Annotated in this window: 22 protein-coding genes and 1 other RNA gene; 10 read left to right on the forward strand and 13 right to left on the reverse strand. The window is 66.8% G+C overall.

Annotation, left to right across the window (positions count from 1 at the left end; translation table 11 throughout):
* Positions 1–277 precede the first annotated feature (277 nt).
* Together EJC49_RS18570 and gpt are read left to right on the forward strand one after the other, a co-directional pair.
* Positions 278–1,465, forward strand: coding sequence for an MFS transporter (locus EJC49_RS18570; RefSeq protein WP_126701436.1), 1,188 nt, complete (start codon positions 278–280; stop codon positions 1,463–1,465).
* A gap of 80 nt (positions 1,466–1,545) precedes the next feature.
* A complete protein-coding gene (gene gpt / locus EJC49_RS18575) occupies positions 1,546–2,052 on the forward strand; it encodes a xanthine phosphoribosyltransferase (RefSeq protein WP_126701437.1) in 507 nt (168 codons plus the stop codon).
* Between the two features lie 44 nt (positions 2,053–2,096).
* Here gpt and EJC49_RS18580 read toward each other — a convergent pair whose 3' ends face one another.
* Positions 2,097–2,405 (reverse strand): DUF2853 family protein, encoded by a 309-nt coding sequence (locus EJC49_RS18580; protein ID WP_126701438.1) that lies wholly within the window; start codon positions 2,403–2,405, stop codon positions 2,097–2,099.
* 159 nt (positions 2,406–2,564) lie between these two features.
* Here EJC49_RS18580 and ssrA point away from each other — a divergent pair.
* The 4 genes from ssrA (at position 2,565) to EJC49_RS18600 (ending at position 4,078) form a co-directional block, all read left to right on the forward strand.
* Positions 2,565–2,923, forward strand: a transfer-messenger RNA (tmRNA) gene (gene ssrA, locus EJC49_RS18585).
* Between the two features lie 200 nt (positions 2,924–3,123).
* Positions 3,124–3,657: an SspB family protein gene (locus EJC49_RS18590; RefSeq protein WP_126701439.1), complete on the forward strand. Its 534-nt coding sequence runs from the start codon at positions 3,124–3,126 to the stop codon at positions 3,655–3,657.
* Positions 3,658–3,668: 11 nt separating this feature from the next.
* The gene (locus EJC49_RS18595; protein ID WP_126701440.1) at positions 3,669–3,860 is read left to right on the forward strand and encodes a DUF4169 family protein; all 192 of its coding nucleotides are present in this window, start codon (positions 3,669–3,671) and stop codon (positions 3,858–3,860) included.
* Positions 3,857–4,078, forward strand: a complete 222-nt coding sequence (locus EJC49_RS18600; protein ID WP_126701441.1) for a ribbon-helix-helix domain-containing protein — start codon at positions 3,857–3,859, stop codon at positions 4,076–4,078. The genes EJC49_RS18595 and EJC49_RS18600 overlap by 4 nt, the downstream gene beginning before the upstream one ends.
* Positions 4,079–4,106: 28 nt before the next feature.
* On the opposite strand, the gene EJC49_RS18605 is transcribed toward EJC49_RS18600, so the two are convergent.
* The 5 genes from EJC49_RS18605 to EJC49_RS18625 form a co-directional block, all read right to left on the reverse strand.
* Positions 4,107–7,868, reverse strand: coding sequence for an AsmA family protein (locus EJC49_RS18605; protein ID WP_126701442.1), 3,762 nt, complete (start codon positions 7,866–7,868; stop codon positions 4,107–4,109).
* A gap of 125 nt (positions 7,869–7,993) precedes the next feature.
* Positions 7,994–8,149 carry a DUF2474 domain-containing protein gene (locus EJC49_RS18610; RefSeq protein ID WP_126701443.1) on the reverse strand — a complete coding sequence of 52 codons (156 nt, stop codon included), beginning with the start codon at positions 8,147–8,149 and terminating at the stop codon, positions 7,994–7,996.
* Positions 8,149–9,162, reverse strand: coding sequence for a cytochrome d ubiquinol oxidase subunit II (cydB, locus tag EJC49_RS18615; RefSeq protein ID WP_210211823.1), 1,014 nt, complete (start codon positions 9,160–9,162; stop codon positions 8,149–8,151). The genes EJC49_RS18610 and cydB overlap by 1 nt, the downstream gene beginning before the upstream one ends.
* Before the next feature lie 17 nt (positions 9,163–9,179).
* Positions 9,180–10,625, reverse strand: a complete 1,446-nt coding sequence (locus EJC49_RS18620; RefSeq protein ID WP_126701445.1) for a cytochrome ubiquinol oxidase subunit I — start codon at positions 10,623–10,625, stop codon at positions 9,180–9,182.
* Between the two features lie 140 nt (positions 10,626–10,765).
* Positions 10,766–12,175: an FAD-binding oxidoreductase gene (locus EJC49_RS18625; protein WP_126701446.1), complete on the reverse strand. Its 1,410-nt coding sequence runs from the start codon at positions 12,173–12,175 to the stop codon at positions 10,766–10,768.
* A 133-nt stretch (positions 12,176–12,308) separates the two neighbouring features.
* Between EJC49_RS18625 and EJC49_RS18630 the strand changes: the two genes are divergently transcribed.
* Both EJC49_RS18630 and EJC49_RS18635 read left to right on the forward strand, forming a co-directional pair.
* Positions 12,309–12,791, forward strand: a complete 483-nt coding sequence (locus tag EJC49_RS18630) for a thioesterase family protein (protein ID WP_126701447.1) — start codon at positions 12,309–12,311, stop codon at positions 12,789–12,791.
* Positions 12,792–13,087: 296 nt separating this feature from the next.
* Complete coding sequence (locus EJC49_RS18635) at positions 13,088–13,291, forward strand: hypothetical protein (RefSeq protein WP_126701448.1); 204 nt, start codon at positions 13,088–13,090, stop codon at positions 13,289–13,291.
* Positions 13,292–13,309: 18 nt separating this feature from the next.
* On the opposite strand, the gene EJC49_RS18640 is transcribed toward EJC49_RS18635, so the two are convergent.
* On the reverse strand, positions 13,310–14,185 hold the full coding sequence (locus tag EJC49_RS18640) for a dienelactone hydrolase family protein (protein ID WP_126701449.1): 876 nt from the start codon (positions 14,183–14,185) through the stop codon (positions 13,310–13,312).
* A 239-nt stretch (positions 14,186–14,424) separates the two neighbouring features.
* Between EJC49_RS18640 and EJC49_RS18645 the strand changes: the two genes are divergently transcribed.
* A complete protein-coding gene (locus tag EJC49_RS18645; protein WP_126701450.1) occupies positions 14,425–15,069 on the forward strand; it encodes a L,D-transpeptidase in 645 nt (214 codons plus the stop codon).
* Between the two features lie 10 nt (positions 15,070–15,079).
* Complete coding sequence (locus EJC49_RS18650; protein WP_126701451.1) at positions 15,080–15,598, forward strand: OmpA family protein; 519 nt, start codon at positions 15,080–15,082, stop codon at positions 15,596–15,598.
* 51 nt (positions 15,599–15,649) lie between these two features.
* On the opposite strand, the gene EJC49_RS18655 is transcribed toward EJC49_RS18650, so the two are convergent.
* From EJC49_RS18655 to hemN, 6 genes are all read right to left on the reverse strand, one after another.
* Positions 15,650–16,108, reverse strand: a complete 459-nt coding sequence (locus tag EJC49_RS18655; protein ID WP_126701452.1) for a cyclic nucleotide-binding domain-containing protein — start codon at positions 16,106–16,108, stop codon at positions 15,650–15,652.
* Positions 16,109–16,121: 13 nt separating this feature from the next.
* Positions 16,122–18,887, reverse strand: coding sequence for an ABC transporter transmembrane domain-containing protein (locus EJC49_RS18660; RefSeq protein WP_126701453.1), 2,766 nt, complete (start codon positions 18,885–18,887; stop codon positions 16,122–16,124).
* A gap of 130 nt (positions 18,888–19,017) precedes the next feature.
* On the reverse strand, positions 19,018–19,311 hold the full coding sequence (locus tag EJC49_RS18665; protein ID WP_126701454.1) for an HlyU family transcriptional regulator: 294 nt from the start codon (positions 19,309–19,311) through the stop codon (positions 19,018–19,020).
* A gap of 91 nt (positions 19,312–19,402) precedes the next feature.
* Entirely contained in the window at positions 19,403–19,936 is a 534-nt protein-coding gene (locus EJC49_RS18670) for a GNAT family N-acetyltransferase (RefSeq protein WP_126701455.1), read from the reverse strand.
* Positions 19,933–20,355 carry a secondary thiamine-phosphate synthase enzyme YjbQ gene (locus EJC49_RS18675; protein ID WP_126701456.1) on the reverse strand — a complete coding sequence of 141 codons (423 nt, stop codon included), beginning with the start codon at positions 20,353–20,355 and terminating at the stop codon, positions 19,933–19,935. Before EJC49_RS18675 ends, EJC49_RS18670 begins: the two co-directional genes overlap by 4 nt.
* Positions 20,356–20,484: 129 nt before the next feature.
* Positions 20,485–21,834 carry an oxygen-independent coproporphyrinogen III oxidase gene (gene hemN, locus EJC49_RS18680; RefSeq protein WP_126701457.1) on the reverse strand — a complete coding sequence of 450 codons (1,350 nt, stop codon included), beginning with the start codon at positions 21,832–21,834 and terminating at the stop codon, positions 20,485–20,487.
* Positions 21,835–21,980 lie beyond the last annotated feature (146 nt).

Here is a 21,980-nt window from a genome sequence, read left to right on the forward strand (position 1 = left end):
GCCGGCAAGCCTGCCGCGCCCCATCAGGATGGCGGTCGCGGGGACGAGCGCTCGCAGCAGCCGCGCCGTCGTCGTCGCGGCGGCGGTGGCGGTGCCGCTCGCGCAGCCTGATCCGGCGCCACATCCTTCCAGCCCCGCAAGCGCCCGTCCGCTGGTCCACTCGTGACCGGCGGACTGGCAATTGCCCATCCCGGTTGCAGGGCGTAGGCGGGCTGACCTGTCTTCCAGGAGGAAGGCGATCGCGGCGCAAGCCGCCTCTCGCACTCGGGATCAGACGATGGCCGGAATTGCTGCGCTCGCCTTCGCCTATTTCCTCTCCCAGTTCTACCGGTCCTTCCTCGCGGTCCTGACGCCCGTCCTCGAAGCCGAGCTCGGCGCCACGAAGGCCGATTTCTCGCAGGCATCGGGCGCCTGGTTCGTCGCCTTCGCGCTGATGCAGTTCGCCGTCGGCGTCTCGCTCGACCGTTTTGGCCCGCGCCGCACGTCGGCGGTCATGCTGGCGATCGGCGGCGGCGGCGGCGCGCTCGTCTTCGGGCTTGCCACCTCTCCCGCCATGCTCGTGGTCGCCATGACGCTGATCGGCATCGGCTGCGCGCCGGTCCTGATGGCCTCGCTCTTCATCTTCGCCAAGACGTTCAAGGCCGCGAACTTCGCCGTCGCCACGTCCTGGTTCGTCGCCCTGGGTTCGCTCGGCAACGTCTTCGGCGCCACGCCGCTGGCCGCCGCCTCGGAAAGCTTCGGCTGGCGGCCCGTCATCCTGGTCATCGCCGCGCTCACCCTGCTGGTCGCGGCCGCGCTGCTCGTCTTCGTTCGCGATCCGCAACGTTCTTTGGACGAACCGGCCGACGGCGTGGGTTTCGGCGGCTTCGTCGAGTTGCTGCGGCTGCGCGTCCTGTGGCCGATCATCCCACTGACGGCGATCAACTATGCCCCCGCCGTCGGCATCCGCGGCCTGTGGGCCGGACCCTACCTCACCGACGTCTTCGGCGCGAACGCCCTGGTCATCGGCAACGTCACGCTGTTCATGGCCTTCGCCATGGTCGCCGGCAGCTTTCTCTACGGACCGCTCGACACCGTGTTCAAGACCCGCAAATGGGTCGCGGTCGTGGGCAACACGATCAGCGTCGCCGCCATCGGCGCCCTGGCGCTTCTGGCGCAGGCCTCGCTGCCCGTCGCCACGATCCTGCTGGTCCTGATCGGCGTCTCCGGCGCGAGCTATGGTCTGCTGATGGCGCATGCCCGCGCCTTCGTGCCGCCGCATCTCATCGGCCGCGGCGTGACGCTGATGAACTTCTTCTCGATCGGCGGGGTCGGCGTCATGCAGTTCGCCACCGGCGCGGTGGTCACCGGCGCCACGGTGCCGGGCGAGCCAGTCGCGGCCTATCAGTCCCTTTTCGTCTTCTACGCGGTCGCCCTGGCGGTCTCCGTGATCGTCTATCTCAAGGCCCGCGACGCCAGGCCCTGACCTTGCTGGCGACGGTGCCCTTGCCTTTCGCCGGCGTTTGCGCTTAAGGCACACATCCCGTCCGAAGCGCGAGCCCGCCCATGTCTCTTCCCGAAAAGGCCTTTCCGGTGTCCTGGGACCAGTTTCACCGCGATGCGCGGGCGCTGGCCTGGCGGCTGGCGGGCGCCAGCGGCGCCAACGGCAAGTGGAAGGCGATCGTGTGCATCACGCGCGGCGGGCTGGTGCCCGCGGCCATCATCTCGCGCGAACTCGGCATCCGGGTGATCGAGACGGTCTCCATCGCCTCCTACCACGACTACACGTCGCAAGGCGAACTGGCGGTGCTCAAGGAAGTCACCCCCGCCCTTCTGGAAAACGACGGCGAGAGCGTGCTGATCATCGACGATCTCACCGACACCGGCAAGACCGCCGCCATCGTCCGCGCGATGATGCCCAGGGCGCACTTCGCCACCGTCTACGCCAAGCCCAAGGGTCGTCCCCTGGTCGATACCTTCGTGACCGAGGTGTCACAGGACACCTGGATCTACTTTCCCTGGGACATGGGCTTCACCTACCAGCGGCCGATCGCCGAAGACCACCAGGGCTGAGCCGCAAGACACCGCGTGAATGGCCCCTTCTCCGGGCCGCGCCTTCACAGCGCGTCGAGCTTGCCCAGTTCCTTGGCCACCAGATAATAGAAGGTGACCCGGCTCTTGGAGTTGTCGCCCTTCATGGCGGCGCACACGGCCTCGATGGCTTTCATGCCCGGCTCCTCCGCGACGCCGAACTTCTTGGCGCACCACTTTTCCTGCACGCGTGCGAGCTCCTTCGGATCGCTGCAGGAGACCAGCGATGAATCGCGGTTGCGCAACGCGATGCCCAGATGCTTCACGATCTTGGCGACGGCGGCCTCGTCGGCGCTCGCATCGTATTTCTTCACGTCTGCTAAATAGTCGGCCATGGACGTTCTTCCCCTCGTCGGTGACTGTTCATGCAACCCGTGCGCGATATGCCGGGAGCGCGAGCCGAATGTTCCCGCCTGCTGACCATTGGCAGTACAGAAGCCGCTCGTCGCGTTTCAGAACTTCAGGGCTGATGAGGGGCTTGTCAATGGTCGGAGGGCCTTCCAATTGGCGCCGCTCCTCCCTATATTCCGTTCGTCAGCTTGCTGACTATGGCGATAAACGGACGATGGAATAAGCCTTTCGGACCCGGGGGCGGTACCCGGCGCCTCCACCACAAGCCGCTGGCATTGGCGAGCGGCTTCTGATGGGGGCGAAATAGGATCGACGAGGGTGTAAAGATCGAACTTTCGCTCGGCATGATACCGCCGTTATCGGGTCAAACCTATAGTTGCCAACGACAACTATGCTGAGGCACGTCTCGCTGCTTAATGCGGCGCGATAGTCTCGAATCAAGCCCTGTGGGTTAGCACCTTCAGGCGGGGTTCGGAGGTACCTGGCAACAGAAACCTCCACTTCTCCCGCACCCGACCGTCCTTTTGAACACCCGTCGTCCTGTCGTCGACCGCGCTCGTCCGCGTGGCCGGCCATTGCGTGCGAAGCCCGGAGACCCTGGGGAAACGACACCGATTGTCGGCGAAAACTCTAATTCGGTTTACGCGCGGGCCCGGCTTCATTACATCTACGCGCAACGAGACTCATGCCAGACGGAACCGCATGTCCGACGACCACATCCGCTACGACATTCTCGCCCAGGAGGCCTTGCGTGGAGTCATGCGCAAGGTTCTGAGCGAAGTCGCGCGGACCGGCCTGCCCGGCAACCACCATTTCTTCATCACCTTCCTCACCGGCGCGCCCGGCGTGCGCGTTTCCACGCGTCTGCGCGAACGCTATCCCGAGCAGATGACGATCGTTTTGCAGTACCAGTTCTGGGACCTCAAGGTCACGGAGACCGGGTTCGAGATCGGCCTGTCCTTTTCCGACGTTCCCGAGAAGCTGGAAGTTCCGTTTGCAGCCGTGCGCGGCTTTTACGATCCCTCGGTCAATTTCGAACTCGAATTCGACGTGAAGGCAGAGCCGGAGCCGGCCGAGGTCACCACACTCGAGGAGAGTCCCGCGAAGCTGCCGACCCCGCCGCGCAGGGCCGAAACGCCTGGTCCGGATGGCGATGCGGCTGCCGCGAGCGAGAGCGACGAGGACGCCGCGAAGGGCGCACAGGTCGTCTCCCTGGACGCGTTTCGCAAGAAGTAGCCGGGGGATCCATGGGCGAGGTCGTCAATCTGCGTATGGCCCGAAAGCGCCACGACCGCGCCGAGAAGGAACGCATCGCGGCCGAAAACCGGGTGCTGCACGGACGCAGCAAGGCAGATCGCAAGGTCGATGAGGCGGAGCGCCAGCGTGGATCGCTCCTGCTCGACGGCCACCGGCGTGACCGTCCCGAGGGAACGCGCTGATCGTGCAGCTGAAACGCTCGGTCACGATCCGCGGCCATCGCACCAGCTTCTCGCTCGAAAAACCGTTCCTCGACGAACTCCAGGCCATCGCGGAAAGCCGGAGGATGTCTCTTGCCGCGCTGGTCGGCGAGGTCGACGAGGCACGACCGCGGATGACCAACCTGTCCTCCGCCCTGCGCATCCACGTGTTGGACTGGCTGAAGTCCCGCACGTCTTGATCCGTGCCGGCTGCCGGCCGCCTTCCCGTCAAGGCCGCTCGGGCAGTTGCTGGAGAATTCTCCCGATGGCGTCCAGGCTGAACTCGACATTGTCGTTCCTGGCGGGCCTCTGGGCCCGTGTCGGCACGGGCGGATCGGCCGGGACGCGGATCACCGGCCCCGATGTGCCCGGCGCGGGCGCCGCGGCCTCCCGTCTGGCGCGCTCCGCCTCTTCGGCTCGCGTTCTGTCGGCCTCCCGCCGAGCGCTTTCGGCAGCCTCCCGTTCGGCCCGTTCGGCGGCTTCCTGGCGAAGCCTTGCCGCGTCGTCGGCGAGTGCTGCGTAGTAGCGAACCTCGCGGCGCAGCCGCTGCCGTTCCAGCAGACCGGCCTGCATGGCTTCCACGCGCGCCTGCTCGCGCTCCAGCGCGCGCTGGGTCAGGAACTGGGTCAAGGGTGCGGTGTCGAAGCGGGCGGTCGTCTCGCCGAATCGTCCGGTCACGGCGATGCGCATCGACGGGTCCGAGCCGACCAGCGCGTCCGGTCCGGCGTCATAGGCGATCGAGCCCGAGGCGTTGATCGCGTCCGTGGTCAGGTTCGCCTGCATTTCCATCGACAGCGTCGCGCCGTCCGTCTGGAGAAAGAACACCGGTGTCCGCACCGATCCCGAAGCGATGGTAAAGGGCACCTCGCCGTCGCGGGCGGAAAAGCGGCCGGTCGCGACCATGTCCGCCGCAAAACCGGCGATCCGGCCGTCGTCGATGTCGCGGCCGATGGCGTCGGCGCGGGCCAGGATGGCTTCGAGGGCGTCGGGGTTGATCCCGGGGATCACGAGATCGCGGAAGCGGACGGTGCCGGAACCGCCAAGCGAGGCCACCAGCCCCTCCACCGACTTGCCGTTCGCCGTGATCGACGCGCTGATGTCGGACTTGCCTTCGGCATCGTCGACGCCCAGCACGGCGGTCGCCTCCGCGTCCGCGATCGAGAACTGGCCCGACATCAGGCCGGTGCCGCCATTGTTGATGAGTTCGCCGAACGCCTTCACGGTCCCGCCCAGCATGCGGCCCGTCAGGTTCGAAATCCGCAGGCCGTCGCGGTCGAGCTTCGCCGACGCCGTCACCGCGTCGGCCAGGGGCTGATAGGCGGCGTCGAGCGCATCGACGCTCATGTCCAGCTGCGCCGTGAACGGCAGGCGCGACGTTTCGATGAACGGCGCGGACGGCCAGCCCTCGCCCTCTCCCTCGCCCTGCACGGCCTCGTCGCCGAGCAGGAGGGCCGCGACGCTGACGAGGTCGAGGCTGCCGAGCTTGAGAGCCCCTTCCAGATGCGGGCGGCCGTCGGGCCAACTGGCTGCGAAATCTCCCGATACGGCGGTGCCGACGACGGTCCCGTCGAGGCCGGCGAGCTGCAGCCTGTCCATCGCGTAGGTCGCCCGTGCGGACAGGTCGACCGGCAGCCCGATTCCCATCCCCGGCAACATCGTTCCGGTCGTCATCAGCCAGGGTTCGATGTCGCTGGCAGAGAGTGTGGCTGCGCCTTCGGCAACATAGGCGTCGCGGCTGTCGGCGTCCCCCGATGGTCGCAACGCCCCGTCGAAACGCAACGACGCCGACGGCGAGATCAGCGAGAAGGTCATCGCGGCGCCGTCGTCCGGGACACCCGCAAGCGAGAGCGCCGTCGATCCCTCGGCGGTGACGCCGAGATCGACGGCCGGAAGCCCGTACAGCGCCAGGAGTTGGGCGCTGTCGGGTGATTCGACGCTCATGTCGAGGGTGAGCTTCGCCCTGCCGAAGTCGCCGGCATAGTCATCCGCCCTCGCCTCCAGCGACAGCGTGTTGCCGCCGGTCGTGCCTTGCGCCGACACCGTGATGTCGGCGCCCGCGTTCTCGCGGGAAACCGACGCGACGACGTCGAAGCGAGCGTCCCTGGTCATGTCGGGAAAGGCGTCGGCGCGGCGCACGAGGCCCTGGGTGAGCGGATGCTCCGGAAAACGCTCGGCGACCAGCCCGATCAGGGGCCGCAGGTCGGCCGCCAGCACGGACGCGTCGAGCTTGCCAGACGGCGCGCCGCCGATGCCGGACACGCTCGCCGTCGCGCTGATGTTGGCGCCGGCCAGCCCGACGATCGCAAGGCGGTCGATCTCGAGTTCGTCGTCGCGCAGCCGCATCGCCACGTCGATCGTGTCGGCGGTGACGCCGGCCAGCCGGACCGGGCCGGCATCGAGGTCGAAGTCGAGATCGTGATCGCCGAAATGGGTGACGCCGGTGTCGCTGACGAAGATCGAGGCAAAGGCCGCGAGACCATCGATGTCGAGCGCATTGCCGCGCAGCCTGGCGATCATCGACGGGCGCACCGCCGGTCGGGCGACGCGGTCGAACGAGCCCTCGAACCGCGTGCCACCGAGCATCAGCTCGGCATTGGCGAAGCTTTGCCGCGTCTCGCCGAGTTCGACGTCGGCGTTGAAACCCGCACCGGGCAACCGCCGGATGACGTCGTCGACGTCGCGCCCCACCCAGGCGGCGAAGCCCGAGGGTTGGGCCACGGCCAGCAGCAGCTTGCCCTTGAAGCCGAAATCCCCGTCCAGGATCAGGCGGCCGTCCGCCTCCAGCGTGGTGCGGCCGGGCAAGGTCGCCGACAGGGTCTCGACCGTCCAGCCGTCCGGCGCCGGTTCGGCCGAGAGCCGCACGTCGCGGATCGTCGTGTCGCCGGCCACGATGGCCGGGAGGTCGAGGTCGATGGTTCCGGGGATCGTCGGCCGCGGCAGGTCCTCGAGGAACGCCCGCAGCCCGGCGAAGCGCTGCGCGAAGGTGGCGCCGGAGAAGGCCGTGGCCGCGCCGGTCGCATCCTCGAAGCGAACCTGCGCGCCGGTCGCCTGCACGAGGAAGCGCGGATCCGCCCCCAGGTGGAACAGCGCCGTCCCGTCGGCGGTGTAGGGATCCTCGCGCGGCCCGGTCTCGAGCCGGAACTCGGGCACGTCCAGCCGGCGATGATCGAGCGCGAAACGGCCGGAGAAGCGATAGGCGGCGAGCCGCGGCTTGCCGGCCTGCGCGTCCGCAGGCGCCGGGACCGGAGCCACGGCGTTGTGCGCGTCGAGCCGGAACGTGCCGCTGTAGAGGGCGGCCGCGTTGCGAAACCGCGCCTGCCCGTCGGCCTCCACGTCGAACGGATAGCGCTCGGGCGACGCGCGGAGCCGGATGCGCATCGCCCCTTCGGGCGTGACGGAGCCGGTCGAGACCGAGACGCTCGTGCGCATGCCGTCGAGCCGCAACGACCCGTCCATGCGCCATGGGCCCGACAGCGTGGCGGCGGAGACGTCGGCGTTGATTTCCGTCAGCGTGTGCGTCCGTCCGCTCATGGCATGGGACAGCGTGACCTTGCCTTCGATCACCGTCAGCTTTTCGAGCCGGATCTGCGCCGCGTCGAACATGTTGGACGGGCGCGACGCCCAGTCGACGGACCCGTCGTCGGCGATGTTGAAGAGCGCGTTCGGCCGCACCAGCCGCATGTCGAAGATCAGCAGCTCGCCGCGCATGAACGGCGCGAGCTCGGCATCCATCGAGAACTCCTCGATGGTGACGGCGGGCTGCGCGGGTGATTCGCCCGCCACGCGGACGTCGCCGAAAGTCACCGACGGGAACGGCAGCAGCCGCGCCCGCACGTCGCCCTGCACGGTGACCGTCCGGCCGAGGATTCGGCTCGCCTCGCGCTCGAAATCCGTCCGGTAGCCCGTCCAGTTGACGAAATATGGGCCGATCAGCGCGGCGACGAGTGCAAGCACGAAGAGGCCGCCGAAAAAGACGAAGAGACGTGCCAGTGTCCAGCCTCCCGTATGACGTGGCGCAACGGTTTCGAAGCGTCAGTCTACTCTCATCCGCATGGCCATAAAGTGGCGAATGCCGCAGGGCAATGCCAACGATGCCCTGCGCAGGACCGGCGGCGTCAGCCGACCAGCCAGACGCGGATGATCCAGGCCACCGCGCCGAGCACCGCAACACTCGCAAGCCACAACCCGACGAACCAGGCGATGCGCATCGCCCAGCCGGAACCTCGCGCTGGCGTCCGGTCGTCTCGGTCCTGCGCCGCCGGACCGGTCATCAGTGATAGCCCGCGTCGGGGTCGATCTTGCCGCGGAAGATCCAGTAGGCATAGCCCGTGTAGCCGAGGATCAGCGGGATCAGCACCGCCGCGCCGATGAGCATGAACACCTGGCTTTTCTCGGGGGCGGCGGCATCCCAGATCGTCACCTCGACGGGAACGACATAGGGCCACATGGCAATGCCGAGACCCACGAAGCACAGCGCGAAAAGCGTGATCGCCTGGAGGAAGGGGCGGTACTCGTGGCGATGAACCGTCAGGCTGTTGAACATCCGCCAGGCAACGAACAGCACCGCCGCGCCGACCAGGATCGCGAGGCCGATGCCCCAGCCGCTGAACCAGCGATTGTAGTAGCCGTCCTGCAGGAACGGCGTCCACAGGCTGACCACGCCGATGAAGCCGAGCGTGACGAGGCCGAACGGCCAGGCGAGCCGGCGCATGCGGTCCTGCAGGTCGCCTTCGGTCTTCATAACCAGCCAGGTTGCCCCGAGCAGGCAGTAGCCGGCCATCACCGCGATGCCGGTCACGATCGAGAACGGCGTCAGCCAGTCGAACCATCCGCCGGCATAGCTGCGCGTCGTCATGTCGACGTCGATGCCCTGCAGCAGCGCGCCCAGTGCCACGCCCTGCGAAAACGACGCCATGGCCGAGCCGGAAATGAAGGCGAAGTCCCAGACCCCGCGCCAGCGTTCGGTTCGCCAGCGGAATTCGAAGGCGACGCCGCGGAAGATCAGCGCCAGAAGCATGGCGATGATCGGCGCATACAGGGCGGGCAGCACCAGGGCATAAGCCAGCGGAAAGGCGGCGAACAGCCCGCCCCCGCCCAGCACGAGCCAGGTCTCGTTGCCATCCCACACCGGCGCGACCGAGTTCATCATCACGTCGCGGTCGCGCTTTTCCGGGGCCAGCGCAAACAGCATGCCCAGCCCGAGATCGAAGCCGTCGAGGACGACGTAGGCGAACACCGCGAACGCGATCAGGAAGGCCCAGATCACCGTCAGGTCGACGTTCACGCCGAGACCGAATTCCATCAGCGTGCCTCCTCTGCGTTGCTCGGCCCGTGCTCGGACGGGGTGCCCTGGGCCGGGCCGGGCGCTATGCCGGCCGTGCGGATCGGTCCGCGCTCCCAATCATCCGGCCCGCCGGTGATCGGCGCATGGCCCATGAGCCGGAGTATGTAGAAGGTCCCGGCCCCGAAAACGATGAAGTAGACGATGACGAACGCCATCAGCGACACGCCGACCGCCGAGGCGTCGAGCGGAGCCGCCGAATCGGCCGTTCGGAGATGACCCCAGATCGTGTAGGGCTGCCGCCCGACCTCCGTGGTCACCCAGCCGGCCAGCACGGCGACCAGACCCGACGGTCCCATCGCCACCGCGAACCGCAGCAACGGCCGGCTGGTGAAGAGCGTCCCCCGCCAGCGGGCGAGAAGCGACCAGCCGCCGAGCGCGACCATCAGCATCCCCAGCCCCACCATGATCCGGAACGACCAGAAGACGATGCCGACCGGCGGCTGCTCGTCGATGGGGATCGTGTCGAGCCCGGCCAGCGGTGCCGTCAGGCTGTGGTTGAGGATCAGCGACGAGGCGCCGGGAATGCCGAGCGCGTAGTCGAGCCGCTGCTCCGCCGAATTGGGGATGCCGAACAGGTAGAACGGCGCCCAGCCGTCGGGATGGCTCTCGAAGTGCCCCTCCATCGCCATCACCTTCTGCGGCTGGTGCTCCATCGTGTTGAGCCCGTGCAGGTCGCCGATGAAGACCTGGATCGGCGCGACGATGGCCGCCATCCACATCGCCATCGAGAACATCCGCCGCGCGCCGGGGTTCTCGCCCGCGGTCCGGTTCAGCAGGTGCCACGCGCCGACACCGCCGACGATGAAGGCCGTCGTCAGGTAGGCGGCCGTGACGGTGTGAGCCAGCCTGTACGGAAAGGACGGATTGAAGATCGATTGCCAGAAGTTCGTCGGAAGGAACTGCCCGGTGACGGCATCGATCGTGAATCCGGCCGGCGTGTGCATCCAGGAGTTCACCGACAGGATCCAGAAGGCCGACAGCAGCGTTCCGATCGCAACGACCACGGTCGCCACCATGTGCAGCGTATTGCCGACGCGCTCGCGCCCGAACAGCATGATGCCGAGAAAGCCTGCCTCGAGGAAGAAGGCGGACAGCACTTCATAGGCCATCGGCGCGCCTATCACCGGGCCGGCCTTGTCGGAGAAGACGCTCCAGTTCGTGCCGAACTGGTAGCTCATGACGATTCCGGAGACCACGCCCATGGCGAAGGCCAGGGCGAAGATCTTCTTCCAGTAGTCGAACAGCACCCGGTAGACCTGACCATAGCCGGCGAGCCACAGGCCGTTCAGGACGGCGAGATAGCTCGCGAGCCCGATCGTGAAGGCCGGAAACAGGAAATGGAATGAAACCGTGAAGGCGAACTGGATTCGCGCCAGGAGAATGGCATCGGCGTGATCGAACATCGGAACCAGCCGCCCCGCTCTGGCAAGGCGGTCCTTTTTCGCTGCGTTGTCCTGTCCCTAGGTACTCCCCTGACAATTTCAGGCAATCCATCCATCATGCGACATATGGACTGCCGTCGGCCGGGCGCCGGCCGCAGGTATCACAGGTTGAAGATCTTGCCCGGGTTCATGATGTTGAGCGGATCGAGCGCACGCTTGATGGACCGCATCACGTCGACCCCGGCGCCGAGTTCCTTTTCGATGAACCCCATCTTGCCCTGGCCGATGCCGTGTTCGCCCGTACAGGTGCCGTCCATGGCGATCGCCCGGGCATTCAACCGGGCGATGAACGATTCCAGCCGTTCGATGTCGCGCGGGTCGCTGGCGTCGATCAGGGGCGAGACATGGAAATTGCCGTCTCCGACATGGCCAACGATCGGCGCGATGAGCCCCACCTCGGCGATGTCGCGTTCGGTCTCGACGATGCACTCGGCCAGCCGCGAGATCGGCACGCAGACGTCCGTGGCAACGGCCTGGTAGCCGGGACGCAGGGCCTTCACCGCGTGGTAGGCGTCGTGACGGGCCTTCCACAGCCGCGTCCGCTCCTCGGTCTCGCGCGTCCACAGGAATGGTCCGCCACCGAACTCGTCGGCGATCCCGGCAAACAGCTCCGACTGTTCGGCAACGCCCGCGTCGGTTCCGTGAAACTCGAGAAACAGGCAAGGGCTTTCCGGGTAGTCGAGCTTCGAATAGGCGATCAGCGCCTTCATCTGCAAGGCGTTGACGAGTTCGATCCGGGCAACGGGAATGCCCATCTGGATCGTGGCGATGACGGCGTTGCAGGCCGCTTCCACGCTGGGAAACGGGCACACGCCCCCGGCGATGGCCTGCGGAATGCCTTGAAGTCGAAGCGTCAGCGACGTGATGATGCCGAGCGTCCCTTCCGAGCCGACGATCAGCCGCGTCAGGTCGTAGCCGGCCGACGATTTTCGTGCGCGCCTGGCCGTGGTGACCGCCTGGCCATTCGCCATCACCGCCGTGAGCGAGAGCACGTTGTCGCGCATGGTCCCGTAGCGCACCGCATTGGTGCCCGAGGCGCGGGTGGAGGCCATGCCGCCGAGGCTCGCATTGGCGCCCGGATCGATCGGGAAGAACAGGCCGGTGTCGCGCAGGTGGGTGTTCAGCGCCTCGCGGGTGACCCCTGGTTCAATGGTGCAGTCGAGATCCTCGGCGTTGACTTCGACGATGCGGTCCATACCCGAGAGATCGACCGAAATGCCGCCGGCCGGCGCATTCACCTGCCCTTCCAGAGACGTCCCGGTCCCGAACGGGATCACCGGGACTCGATGATCGGCGCAGACGCGCACGATGTCCTGGACGTCCTGCGTGCTTCGAACGAAGACCACGGCGTCCGGCATCTGGTTGGGAAGGTAGGTCGTGGTATGGGCGTGCTGTTCGCGGATCGCCTGCCCCGTCGCCAGCCTTTCGCCGAAACGCTGCTTGAGGATGTCGATCGCGGTCGCAATACCGCTCTCGTTGCGGTCCATGCGCACCAGATCAGCCAATGCCATCCGATGTTCCTCCCTGGCAGGCTTGTGAACGACGCCTGCTTGCTTCATCTGTGACCGCCAAGGCGGCGGTGCTGGCGCATGCTTAAACCGTCCGCGATCACGATCAAGCCCAACCCGCTACGAGGTATCCGCCATGTCGATCAGCGCGCCCTTCCTTTCCAGCACGATGGACATCGAGGAGAGCTGGATCGACTACAACGGCCACCTGAACATGGCCTACTACAACGTGCTGTTCGACCGCTGCGCCGACGAGGCCTTCGCGCTGATGGGCATGGGGCCGGACTATGCGGCGTCGCGGCGACTGACCGTCTACACAGCCGAAGTTCACGTCTGTTACGTGCGGGAACTGCATCTGGGCGACCGGGTACAGGTCACGTTCCAGCTCGTCGACCATGACGAGAAGCGTCTGCGCTCCTACCAGGAGATCCGTCACGTCGACGGCTGGCTGGCGGCCACGTCGGAAACCCTGACCCTCCACATCGACATGGGCGGCCCGAAGGTTGCGCCCTTCCCGGCCGACATCTTGGAGAAGGTCGAAGCGATGGGGACTGCACACCGTGTCCTGCCCATGCCCGAAAGGGCCGGTCGCTCGATCGGCATCCGCCGCAAGGCCTGACGGAGAAGCGCCTTTCGCCGATCGGCCATCGGACAGGCGGCCAGACCTTGGTCTGACGCTGCATGGCGTGCATCATGTTGCACCGGCCGCCGCGTGCGGCCGTGCCGACCGGTCCATGCGGGACGCTCGACCCATGCGTCGCAACGGATCTTGCCTGCGCTCCCGATCCGGCAGAAGGTTACCGATGCATTAACCAAGTCCCATGCATGACGTGGATCGTCTGCATCGCCCAGTTGCAATCGGCAACCCTTCCGTCAACTATGCCGGCGCGGCTGGCATGTTGAACGGGAGCTGGAATGACAAGCGATATCAACAGGCTGACGCGCCGACTCGCCAAGAATCCGCTCATGACCGACTATGACTTCTGGCGTGCGTTGCGCGATCTCAACGACGAGGTCTACGCGCTGACGAAGCGCGGCGACCCGATCCCGATCGAGTTGCTGAAGGTGCGCGCCACGCTCCGACGGAAACGGGCGGCGCGCCTCCAGGTCTGCGACTGACCCGTCGCCCCGCGGGCCTCAGGCGAGTTTCTCGCGAAAGAACGCCACCGTACGTTCCCATGCCAGTGTCGCCGCCTCCGCGTCATAGCGGGCCTCGGAGGTGTCGTTGTTGAACGCGTGCTGCGCGCCGTCGTAGACGTGGATGGTGAACTCCTTGCCGGCGGCTTCCAGCGCGGCCCGGAATGCATCGATGCCGGCGTTGATGCGCTCGTCCTGTCCGGCGTAGTGCAGCAGCAGTGGCGCCTCGATCCGCGCCACCGCGTCCGTATCCGCCTGCCGGCCGTAATAGGCCACACCGGCGCCCAGCGCGGGAGAAGCCACCGCCAGATCGTTGACGGTGCCGCCGCCCCAGCAGAAGCCCATGGCGCCGACCTTGCCGTTGGTCAGTTCGTGACCAGCCAGGAAGTCGATGGTGGCGACGCCGTTCGCGGCCACGCCGGCGCGATCCAGTTGCCCGAACATCTCGCGCGCCTTGTCCTCGTCTTCCGGCGTGCCGCCCAGCGGCGACAGATAGTCGGGCGCCAGGGCCACGAAGCCTTCCAGCGCCATGCGCCGCGCGACGTCGCGAATGTGCGGGTTGAGCCCGCGGTTCTCGTGGATCACGATGACGGCGGGCAGCCTGCCGGCCGCCTCGGCCGGCCGCACCAGATAGCCCTTCATCTCGCCGTCGGCTCCCGGGTAGGCGATTTCTTCGGCGACGAGCCGCCCGTCGTCGGGCTCCACGATCGCCGCCCGGGCCGCATTGGCGGCCAGCATCGGCGCGATCGCGGCCGCCGCAGCGCCGGAGCCCGCGAGCTTGGTCAGTTTGGCCATGAAGCCGCGCCGGTCGAGCGTGAGATGGGTGTATTCGTCATAGGCGTCGATCATCGCCTGCGTGACCTTCATGTCCGACATGCGCGCGTCTCCTTCCGCTTGATGTGGAGGCGACCCTAGGCAGGGCGTCCAGGAGGGTCGAATCACGGCTGGTTGATCGCTCCATGGTCATGCAAGGCGGGGTCGATACCGGTGCCGCGATGCACTTGATCGGCGGAAATTCGAAGCATCATTCGCCGCGACTGTGAAATGGATCATATTGGAGGCGTCGCATTTCTCCTCTATAGTTCCGCAGCGTCAATTTTCGGAGGGAACGAGACATGGAGTTCACGCGCCGTGATCTTCTGGCCGGTGGAGCCGCCATGGTGGCCGCAATGGCCGTCGGCGGGCCGGCCGAGGCGAAGAAATCCTGGTTCGCCGGCACCGCGATCGACAACGACGTCTCCTGGAAGCGCACCAATTTCGACGCGATCGATCCGACCTGGCGGCGCCAGATCGTGAAGTATTTTTCGCCCGAGCCGGCCGGCACGGTGGTCGTGGACACCATGCACCACTTCCTCTACCTCATCGTCGAGAACCAGACCGCCGTGCGCTACGGCGTCGGCGTCGGCAAGGACGGCTTCAAGTGGTATGGCCGCGCCGTCGTCGCCCGCAAGGCCCTGTGGCCGCGCTGGACGCCGCCGCCGGAAATGCACGCCCGCAAGCCCGGCCTGCCGCAATATGTCGAGGGCGCCGCGCCGGACAACCCGCTCGGGCCGCGCGCGCTCTACCTCTACCGCGATGGCTCCGACACGGGCTATCGCTTCCACGGCACGCTGGAGCCCTGGAGCATCGGCACGGACGCATCCTCGGGCTGCATCCGCATGTTCAACGAGGACGTGATGGATCTGTACCAGCGCTGTCCGATCGGCACGGCCGTGCAGGTGCTGCCGCACATCGCCGACAACGCACCGAAGAAGGGCTGAGCGGGACACCATGACCATGAGGATTTGGGGGCTTCGCGCGACCGCTCTCGGGGCGATGGCGCTCGTTGCCGCGGGCTGCTCGACCGCGTCGCTGGAACCGCCCGTGCCGGACGTGACGAATGCGCCGGCCGCCGGCTTCGCGAACCTGCAGCCCGGCTCCGAGGAGGACTTCATCCTCAATGTCGGCCGCCGCACCTATTTCACCGAGGGATCGGCCGCGCTCGATTCGGTGGCCAAGACCACCATCGACAACCAGATCGCCTGGCTGAAGAAGCATCCGCGCTGGCTGGTCAAGTTGCAGGGCTTCGCCGACGATCCCGGCGGCGATGCGGCCATGACCGAGCTGTCGCGCCGGCGCGCCGAAGCGGTGATGAACTACATGATCGCCGGCGGCATCGACCGCGACCGCCTCTGGGCCAAGGGCTACGGCAAGGAGCGCGTCGTGCGCGACTGCACCGAGGCGTCCTGCCGCGTGCAGAACCGCCGCGTCATTTCCAATCTGCGCGAGGAGAAGGACGGCGCCGCCTGACGCCGTTTTCCGTCCGCAGCGCATCGACGCGCGTGCGGTGGCGGCGGCGCGTCAGTGCCGCGCCGCGCGCTCGCTGGCGGCCAGGTCCGCGGTCGTCTTGGCCAGCCGGAACGCCAGTTCGCGGATGATGCGGGTCGCGAGCTCCGGAAACTCCTTGATCAGATCGAGCAGGTAGCCCTTGCCGATCCGCAGCGCCACCAGCCGCCCGTTGGCGCGAACCGTGGCCGAGCGGGGGATGTCGCAGAACACCGACATCTCACCGACCAGCGCGTGGTCGCGCAGCTGCGCCACCACCACTTCCGTCCCGCCCGTCTCCGACACGATGTCGGCCACCCCGCTCAGCACGATGAAGGCGCTGTCGCCGACGTCGCCCTGGCGGAACAGCAGCTGCCCGTCCTCGTATTCCACCTTGTCGGAGGCATAGGCGAGAAGCTTCAGCTTGGACGGATCCATCGCGGCAAAGAGCGGGATCTTGCGCAGAACCTCGACCTCGTCCTTGAGCGTACTCATCGAAGATACCCCTTCATTTCGCCGCATCCAGCATCACGTCCGGCTGCGGATCGTCATCATCGCGCATCGTCTCGACGAATGCGCCATTGGAATAAGTCAAAACGCGATCGAAGCGTTCCGCAAGCTCGTCGTCGAGCAGCACCACCACGAAGCCCGGCCGGAAATCCGGCTCGCCGGGAAGCGGACCGTCGAGCAGGCGCGCCATGATCTCGCGGCGTCCGCCCGCGTCCATCGCGCCGAGGACCTCGTTGAACACGATGATGTCGGGCTTCTTCAGGATCGCGCGGGCCACGTGCAGCTTCTGGCGCTGCTGGTCCGACAGGCGCCGGCCGCCATTGCCCATCTCGAAATTCAGGCCGGCCTGCAGCAGGCCGTCGGATATGCCCGTGCGCGCCACCAGTTCCTGCACCGCGGCCAGCACCTTCTCCTTGCCGTCGACGACGGTCGAGGAGATGCGGCCGAGCAGGATGTTGTCGAGCACGGAGGCGGTCGGGTTGTAGCGGTCGGGATCGTGGAAGAAGACCGGCGGCACCTCCATCCCGGCAATCTCCTGCCGCAGGTCGTTGCGCGCGGCCAGGATCTTGGACTCGGTCTCGGCATCCAGCACGCCGAAGCGGCTCTGCGCCTCGCAATAGTCGAAGGCGAGCCGGAACAGCTGGTCGCTGTCGGACAGCTTCTGCGGTCCCTTCTTTCCCTTGGGCGTGGCCTCCTGCCGCTGCGGCTCCTGCCGCTCGGCCATCTTCAGCCGGCCGACGATCTCTTTCAGCCGGACGATCTCCTCATAGGTCACGTCGGCCACGGTCTCGAAGATCTTCGAGTCGGGGGCCAGATCGCCGAACAGTTCGATCCGAGCCTCGGCGATCCGCTGGCCCATCTCCTGGAAGGCCGTCCGCAACCCGTTGCGGTCCAGGATCGACAGGATCGTCGGGTTGCGCGGCAATTCGTTCGGCGACCACGCCGCGTCGAGCGCGGTGCCGAACAGCAGGTTCTCGCCCACCGTGGCCTGCGAATTGTACAGGTCGGGATGGAAGGACTGGACGATCCCCTCGACGCCGAGCGAGGCCGCGTTCTCGCGGAATTCGCGACGAACCTCCACGATCTTGTCGGAAAACTCCCGGTTTTTAGCCGGATCGACGGTGCCGCGCAGGCCGAGATCCTGGATCTGTCGCGTCAGGCCGGCAACCTCGAGTACCCGCGCCACATGCGCGTCGAGACCCGCCTTGCCCTCGACCCCCAGATCCTCGTAGTCGATCCACTCCGCGTCGGCCGGCGGCGGCACGTGGTTCAGCATGCCCGCCGTCGTCGGCCGCTTGGCGGTGGAGCTTCGCTGCTTTTCGTCGGCGGGTCGATTCTTCAGCACCATCAGCAGGTTGTCGTTGATGCTTCCAGCCGGGAAATAGTTGTTGGCGTCGGCATAGCCGACCCGCCGCCCGGTCAGGCTCTCCGGCAGGTCCTCCAGCGGCTTCCCGTCGAGCAGGATCGTGCCCGACGCCGGCTGCACGAGGCGGACCAGGGCGCCGGCCAGAACGCCCGCGGCGACCCGCGCCGCGTCGTCGCCATGGGTGACGATGGCCAGCCTGTCGCCGGGCCGGACATGCAGCCGCACGTTTTCCAGCACCGTGCGCCCGGTTTCGTCGTCCAGCTTGACGTGGTCGAGGTCGAAGCCCTTCGTGAGCCGCGGCACGGCCTGCTGCGGCATGCTCTGCAGCTCCGGTGCGATCAGTCCGTCATCGCGGAACGAATCGATGGTCTGTTCGTAGCGGGCCTCGTTCATCAGCCGGATCTGGTCGTAGTCGATCAATCCCTTGATCGGGCCGGGCAGGTCCTTGTAGGCGGCGATCACCGCGACGAGCTGGCCGATGTCCAGCCGGCCGGTGATCACGAAGTAGCCGCCGAGCAGGTAGAACAGGAACGACAGGAACTGCATCAGCAGGTTGTTCACGTACTTGACCGTGAACTTGCGCTGATAGAGCTCGAACCGGATGTCCAGGATGTTCTGGAGCAACCCGAAATGGCGAGCGCGCGTAAAGTTGGACATGTCGTTGACATGGATGTCCGGCGCCATGTCCACGGTTTCGGCCACCTGCCCCGCCAGCTTGCGCGCTTGCAGCTGGCGCTGGCGTCCGAGCAGGATCAGCTTGCGGCGCATGCGCGGGATGAGCCAGATCTGGAACGCCACGATCGCGATCGTCAAAAGCCCGAAATAGACGCTCTGCAGAAACAGGAACAGCAGCCCGGTGATCGCCTGGCCGCCCAGGAAGAGCGGCAGCGAATAGGCGTCGCCGACGAACTCTCCCAGCGGTTCGACCTCGTCCTTGATCACCGATGCCACTTCCGCGCCCTTGAGGTTGCGGAACCGGGCCACGCGGTAGCGCAGCACCCGGTCGAGCAGCGTGTAGCGCAGCTGACGCAGCACCTCCTCGCCGAGCTTGCCCTTGTAGGTATTGGTGTAGAGCTTGAACCAGCCGTTCAGGAACACGAAGGCCATGAACAGCAGGCAAAGCGCAAACAGCATCTCGATGCGGTCGAGCTGCAGCCCGCCGAACAGTTCGATCTCGCGGCCGAACATCGATTCGCCATAGGGAAGCGTCAGCCGCAGGAACGGCTGCGTGGCATCGATCGCGTCGAAGTCGCGCCCCTGGATCGGGCCGTTGACGATCTGCTTGGGAAGCTCCAGCGAGAAGAAATAGAACGGCATCGACGCCACGATGACGAAGAGCAGCCAGACCTGCTTGAGCCTTGAATTCTTCCAGATGAATTTGAGTAGGTTGCGTTCCAAAGCCGACGGCGACCCCCTCGCCAACTCGCTGCGAGGCCCTACTGTGCACGTTGGCAGGGCGAGTTCAACTGGGCGCGGAAAAAACCCTTCGTTCCCAATCGATAAGCTTTGCGACGCGGCTTTCGCCGCGTCAGCCGAACAGGCGCTCGCCCTGCTCGTCGATCATCTGCCTCGCCTTGCGCAGCGAAATCTCGACCGCCGCGTCCAGCGCCGCGAAACGGTCGGCGCGAATCAGCCGGTGTTCCTTCGTCACGCCATCGACGTCCTTGGTGATGACGGCGCAGGTCTGGTACTGGCCATCGGCCTTGAAGGGCGTCGCGCGGATCGTGAAGCCCTTGTATTCCTCGGCCTCCGACGCCTGCGGTTCGGGGCCACCGCCCTCACCCGCGCCACCCAGGCCGAACAGTTTCTTGAAGAATGACATCGTCTCGTCTCCCGCATTCGACGTGGCGACTTCGGTCGCCCGGTTTCCGGGCAACCTATAGCCATGCCTGTGCCAAGGCCAGTCCGGGCCTTCACGCCTCGGCTGGGTCGCCCGGCACGGCCTTGCCTTCGAGTAGGCGCTCGCCCTCGGCCGCCAGCGCCTCGAAGGGCTCCAGCGTCAGCGCAAACACCGTCGAGGGAACCCGCACGTTGGCGATTGCGCGGTACCAGCGCTCGGCGGCATCGTTCCTGGCATCCACGCCCCACCACATGTGCTCTCGTCCGGCCCGCTTCGTTTCCGCCGCCATCGCCGCGAGCAAGGCCCGCCCGATGCCGGACCTGCGCCGGGTCTCGTCGACATGGAGGTCGCTGAGATAAAAGCCCGGGGACGCGTAGCCGGATTCATGCGTGGGCGATGCGGCCGCGTATCCGGCCAGACCCCCATCGGGCGCGACAGCCACCAGCACCACCATCGGCAGATCGGGCGCCAGGAAATGCGCGGCCACGTTGGCCGGCGTGATCGACACCGGATCATAGCCGTGATGGGTGGCCAGCGCCTTCACTTGCCGGCACAGGGCGTCCCGGTCGGCGGGGACGGCCCTTCGGATCACGCAGTTCGAGGTCATGGTGACAGGTGCATCACGATCTCGCGCCGGTGCGGGCTCCGGCGGTGCTCGAACAGGTAGATGCCTTGCCAGGTGCCGAGGACCATTCGCCCTTCGGACACGGGAATGGACAGCGACGTGGCCGTCAGCGCGGCCTTGATGTGCGCCGGCATGTCGTCCGGGCCCTCGGTGGTGTGGATGATCCAGCCCATCGAAGGATCATCGGCGGGCGGCACCAGCCTCGAGAAGAAGGAAGCGAGATCACGCCTGACGTCGGGATCGGCATTTTCCTGGATCAGCAGCGAACAGGAGGTGTGACGCACGAACAGGGTCAGAAGGCCCTCCTCCGCACGGCAGTCCCGCACGAACTCGGCTGCCCTGCCGGTGACATCGGTCAGGCCCGGCCCATGCGTGTCGATCGTCAGGCGCGTCTGCGGCATTATCGGTCCCGGTTGCGATGCGGGCAGTCGCGGCGTCCGCAAATGCCTCGTCGGCGGAACGCAAGGCGCTCCGTCTCCGGGAATGTCATGCACGGCCGTGGCCGGCCTCGTCAACGCAGGACGCGCAGCTCAAACGGCGACGGAATGCCGGGCTTGCCCCGTTTCCAGATAGGCGTCGAAGCGGGCGGCGACGGTCCGGACCAGAGGCCGGTGATGCTCGGGGACCACGAAGACGTCGCCGTCGCGCGCCAGCACCGGATCGGGGGCCGCCTGGGCCAATCCCGCGGCGATGGCGACAAGGGGCTTGGCGCCGGCGCCGAAGCGCTCCTTTGCCTCGCGCGCGTCGAAGGCGAAATTGCACATCAGGTTTTCGATGACCCATCCGCGCGCGCGGTCTTCTTCGGTGAAGGCGACGCCGCGAACGATCGGCAGGCCGCCGTCCTCGACGACGCGCTGGTAGACGCCCGTGGCGGGCTGGTTCTGGGCATGACCCTGCCGGTAGCGGCTGATCGACGACGCACCGAGCCCGATCAGCGTCTCGCAGGCGTCTTCGGTGTAGCCTTGGAAATTGCGCTTCAGGCGTCCCTCGCTTGCGGCAACCGCCATGGCGTCGTCCGGTCTGGCGAAATGATCGAGCCCGATACGGACATAGCCGGCCGCCTCGATCATGCCGGCCGCCATCTGCGCCTGCGCGTAGCGCTCCCGGGAGCCGGGCAGCGCCTCCTCCGGGATCATCGTCTGATGCTTCTTGAACCACGGCACATGCGCGTAACCGAACAGGGCGATCCGGTCGGGTGTCAGGCTCAGCGCCTGCGCCACGGTTGCGGCCAGCGTCTCGAAGTTCTGGTGCGGCAGGCCGTAGAGCAGATCGAGATTGACTGACCCGACGCCGCGGGCGCGCAGTCCGTCGACCACGTCGCGCGTACTCTCGAAGCTCTGCTCGCGGTTGATCGCCGCCTGCACCCTCGGATCGAAATCCTGCACGCCCAGGCTCGCGCGTGTCATGCCGATGGCAGCGAGCGCGTCGAGCCGGTCGGCCGTCATGTCGTTCGGATCGATCTCGACGCTGATCTCGACGTCGGGGGCAAGGACGAAGGCACGATGCAGGGCGCCACCCAGCCGGTGCATGTCGGCTGGTGCCAGCATGGTCGGAGAGCCGCCGCCGAAGTGAATCGCCCGCACGGCCGCGCGTCCGCCGACGAGAGCGCCGACGGTTTCGATCTCCCGGCACAGCGAGGTGACGTAGGCCGCCACCGGATCGTACTGGCGGGTCTGCTTGGTGTGACAGGCGCAGAACCAGCACAGCCGATCGCAGAACGGCACGTGCAGATAAAGCGACAGCGCGTCGCCATCCGGGATCGCGGCGATCCACTCGCGCACGGTCTCGCCGGTTATGCCGGGGTGGAAGTGGGGCGCCGTCGGATAGCTCGTGTAGCGCGGCACGGCCTCGTCGAGGCGGACGTCCTTCTTGGCTTGCATCGGTCTTGCTCCTGTCGTCGAACGAAGACGTGGCAGCCGCCGCGGGCGTGCACCTTGATTTTGGTCAAGACGGTTGCGGATGAGACAATCTGGCGCGAGATTGGCCGCGCGATCTTGGCTATGGAAGGCTGACCTTCAGGCGGCGA

The sequence above is a fragment of the Aquibium carbonis genome (genome assembly GCF_003970795.1).
Lineage (GTDB): Bacteria > Pseudomonadota > Alphaproteobacteria > Rhizobiales > Rhizobiaceae > Aquibium > Aquibium carbonis.